Here is a 3,811-nt window from a genome sequence, read left to right on the forward strand (position 1 = left end):
TTCCAGTTGCAAGGCTTGCGAAGGCCGAAAATACGGAGTTTACTCATCGTAAATGAGTAATTTTCGGACGAGCGTAACACAGCAAATGGTACTTTATGGACAGATACTAATTAATAACGCATTCAAAATCATAAAATACATTGAAGTTTACGGAGTTTAATTTTTCGGCTGAAGTCCTGGAAGGATTGGAAGCCATGCGGTTTGATGATGCTACCCCTGTTCAGGAAGCGACCATTCCGGCAATTATGAGAGGTAAGGACCTCATTGCCTGTGCCCAGACTGGAACAGGAAAAACTGCTGCATACCTCTTACCGGTATTGAACCGGCAGAGTGTAAGACAGACACAGGGACTGAACACACTTGTTTTGGTACCCACCCGCGAACTGGCCATGCAGATCGACCAGCAGATGGAAGGATTTGGTTACTTTCTGAATGTCACATCTATAGCTGTTTACGGTGGCAATGATGCCGGACTATGGAACAGGCAAAAGAATGCTCTTATAACCGGGGCCAATATCATTGTTGCCACTCCCGGCAGGTTGATCCAGCACCTGAGCATGGGCTATGTGAAGATGGACACGCTGGAACATCTCATTCTTGACGAAGCCGACAGAATGTTGGATATGGGCTTTTATGAGGACATTATGCAAATTGTCTCTTACCTTCCCAAAAAGCGTCAAACATTGATGTTTTCTGCAACCATGCCTCCCAAAATCAGGAAGCTTGCACGTGAACTGCTGTCCGACTACGAAGAAGTCAATATTTCTTTATCCAAGCCGGCCGAAGGTATCCTTCAGGGAGCCTACGTTGTCTATGAAAACCAGAAAATCCCGCTGGTAAACAATCTGTTAAAGGGGAAAGACCTGAAAAGCATTATTATCTTTTCTTCCACGAAACAAAAAGTTAAAGATATCCAGCGATCATTAAAACAAAACGGTTTTAATGCACATGCCATACATTCCGACCTTGATCAGAAAGAACGCACCGAAGTTATGCGACAATTCAGGAACCGGAATATCCAGATTCTTGTGGCCACTGACATTATTGCCCGGGGTATCGATGTGGAAGGCATTGACCTGGTTATCAACTTTGATGTTCCCAATGATGCTGAAGATTATGTGCACCGCGTAGGACGAACTGCCCGCGCCTCCTCAACAGGTGTTGCATTAACCTTCATTACCGACAGAGATCAACGGGATTTCAAAAATATTGAAGAATTAATCGAATCTACCATCATCAAAATGCCACCTCCTGAAGAAATCGGCCGGGGACCAGAGTACAATCCCGACAAAAAAGGCGGAAAAAGTTACCAAAAACGAAACTTCAGGAAAAAAGGAAAAAGGCATTAAGGATAATTACATAAATTACAACGCCCGTTCATGACATAACAAATATTGTACAGTATCACAATCTAAATCTCTTTAATTCATGCGATCCATCCCAAATCTGATAGCTGAACAAACAGGAATTTCTGCTTCCCAAATTCAAAACACACTGGAGCTTCTGAACGAAGGTGCAACCATTCCGTTCATCAGCCGCTACAGGAAGGAACGAACCGGCAGCCTCGATGAAGTAGCCATCGCCGCAATAAAGGAGTCGTACGACAGATTTAACGAACTCGAAAAACGCAAAGCAACCATTCTAAAAACCATAGAAGAGCAAGATGCTTTGACCTCCGAACTAAAAGAACGCATCGAAAACTGTTACGACAGTACCGAACTTGAAGATATCTACCTGCCATACAAGCCCAAACGAAAAACACGTGCCTCAAAAGCCAAAGAGCTGGGACTTGAACCGCTTGCCAAAATCATTATGAAACAGGCCGAAAGAGATGTGGAAACCCGTGCTACACAATTCCTCTCTGATGAAGTTCCTGATATTGAGGCTGCCATTCAGGGTGCCCGAGATATCGTCGCCGAGTGGATCAATGAAAACAAGACCGCCAGGGAGATTGTACGAAACACCTTTTATCACAAATCTTTAATTACTTCAAAACTCATTAAAGGAAAAGAAGAAGAGGGTGCAAAGTACCGCGACTATTTCGACTGGAGCGAACCACTGAAAAAATGCCCGTCACACCGCTTCCTGGCAATGCAACGTGGCGAAAAAGAAGGTTTTCTGAAAATTTCAGCCCAACCCCCACAGGAAGAAATAATTCCAAAATTGGAACGTCTTTTTATTAAAGGAGATACGGCTGCTTCGAAACAAGTGGCTATGGCTGTTGAAGATGCTTACAAAAGGTTACTGGCCCCTTCCCTCGAAAACGAAACGCTGACCACTTTCAAAGATAAAGCAGACGAGGAAGCCATTAAAGTTTTCGCAGAAAATCTCAGACAACTTCTCCTGGCGCCTCCACTGGGTCAAAAGCGTGTGCTGGCCATCGATCCCGGGTACAGGACAGGATGCAAAGTGGTTTGTCTGGATGCACAAGGCGAACTGCTGCACAATGAAACCATTTATCCACATCCTCCGCAAAAAGAAGCCGGAAAGTCGATGAAAAAACTTTCGTCGATGGTTGATGCTTACAAGATTGAAGCCATCGCCATTGGTAACGGAACAGCCTCGCGTGAAACAGAAGCATTTGTCAGAAAAATAAAATTCAATCGCGATTTGCAGGTTTTCATGGTCAGCGAAGATGGTGCCTCGGTATACAGTGCAAGTAAAGCCGCTCGTGAAGAATTTCCCGATTTCGACGTTACTGTGCGTGGTGCCGTTTCCATCGGAAGACGCCTGATGGATCCGTTGGCAGAACTGGTAAAAATCGATCCCAAATCCATTGGGGTGGGTCAGTACCAGCATGACGTAGACCAAACAAAACTCAAAGAAGCACTTGACAGGGTCGTGGAATCAGTGGTCAATATGGTCGGCGTTAACCTTAATACTGCCAGCCATCACCTGCTCACCTACATTTCGGGCCTGGGCCCGGCGCTGGCGAAAAACATAGTAGCCTTTCGTAACGAAAACGGGCCTTTCGAAAATCGCAGTCAACTGAAAAAAGTTCCCCGCCTTGGCGCCAAAGCTTATGAGCAGGCTGCAGGCTTTCTGAGAATCAGTGATGCCAAAAACCCTTTGGACAATACAGCTGTCCACCCGGAATCCTACTCCATTGTTGAGAAAATGGCAAAAGACCTGAAATGTACTATTTCAGACCTTATCAAAAACAAACATTTACGTGAAAAAATAGATGTTCAGAAGTATGTTACAGAAACAACCGGACTTCCAACATTGAAAGATATCATGGAAGAATTAGAAAAACCGGGGCGTGATCCGCGGCAAACCATTAAGGTATTCGAATTTGCAAAAGACGTTTTTTCTATAGAAGACCTTAAGCCCGGAATGGTTGTTCCGGGAATTGTTACCAACATCACCAATTTCGGCGCCTTTGTGGATGTGGGTGTTAAGCAGGACGGGCTGGTGCACATTTCCCAGATGGCAGACCGATATATCTCAAATCCGGCCGATGTGGTAAAACTTCACCAACATGTAGAGGTTAAAGTGCTCGAGGTTGATGTGGCAAGAAAACGAATACAGTTGTCGATGAAAATATGATGATAATAAACAAAGGGGTTGCTTTAATGAAAACAACCCCTTTCTTATTCCCGATAATTCTGAAATGACTATTGAACTCTTTGTCCGGTTCCGTAATACCAGTCCACAACTATTTCTTTCCCGGGCCCAACACCATAAAGATAGCGGTATCCTTCATAATTAGCAGACCCATCAGAGGGATTGGGATAACCATCTCCCTGATAATCATTAACATTAGGCACAAATCCTTCACCGGAGTCCAAAACTACAAAGTTGCTGATTT

Annotated in this window: 3 protein-coding genes; 2 read left to right on the forward strand and 1 reads right to left on the reverse strand. The window is 44.5% G+C overall.

Annotated elements, in window-relative coordinates; all coding sequences use genetic code 11:
• Window positions 1-140 precede the first annotated feature (140 nt).
• Window positions 141-1,349 (forward strand): DEAD/DEAH box helicase, encoded by a 1,209-nt coding sequence (locus OQ5_RS0100280; protein ID WP_016775573.1) that lies wholly within the window; start codon window positions 141-143, stop codon window positions 1,347-1,349.
• Window positions 1,350-1,428: 79 nt separating this feature from the next.
• Complete coding sequence (locus tag OQ5_RS0100285; RefSeq protein ID WP_016775574.1) at window positions 1,429-3,549, forward strand: Tex family protein; 2,121 nt, start codon at window positions 1,429-1,431, stop codon at window positions 3,547-3,549.
• 68 nt (window positions 3,550-3,617) lie between these two features.
• Here OQ5_RS0100285 and OQ5_RS23310 read toward each other — a convergent pair.
• Window positions 3,618-3,811 (reverse strand): hypothetical protein (locus OQ5_RS23310; RefSeq protein ID WP_044107138.1); only part of this gene is annotated, 194 nt, incomplete at its 5' end.

It is taken from the genome of Anaerophaga thermohalophila str. Valhall (genome assembly GCF_000250735.1).
Classification (GTDB): Bacteria; Bacteroidota; Bacteroidia; order Bacteroidales; family Marinilabiliaceae; genus Anaerophaga; species Anaerophaga thermohalophila_A.

Excerpts from the sequence above, each read along its gene's own strand:
- OQ5_RS0100285 (WP_016775574.1), top strand. The coding sequence starts at position 1,429 with ATGCGATCCATCCCAAATCTGATAGCTGAACAAACAGGAATTTCTGCT.